We start from the raw sequence: 262 nt of genomic DNA, 5'->3' as shown, positions 1-262 counted from the left end.
ATTCACCTTCGACTCGATCTCGCCCGAGATCACATAGGCGTAGATGAAAGCCGACTTGGCATGCCGGTGGGGCGGGGACGCCGCGCCTGGCGCATAGTCGACTTCAACAACGACAAGCGACTTGCCGGGGACGTTCGGAATCGCCTGTGCGAATTTGGGCGTCACTGTTTCTGTCTGACCGTCATGCGCGGAGGCGGGCACGGCGATCGTGGACGCCAGAACAGCGCTGGCGGCAGCGAGGATGTTACGGACCTTCATGGGC

The 262-nt window shown here is 62.2% G+C and carries 1 protein-coding gene; it reads right to left on the bottom strand.

What is annotated here, in order from left to right:
* Window positions 1-262: cupin domain-containing protein (locus ACPYOM_RS22820; protein ID WP_481347714.1), on the bottom strand; the 262-nt coding region annotated here is incomplete at both ends.

The organism is Monashia sp. HAY1-2A, from assembly GCF_056755315.1.
This window is presented reverse-complemented; position numbering and strand designations above follow the sequence as displayed.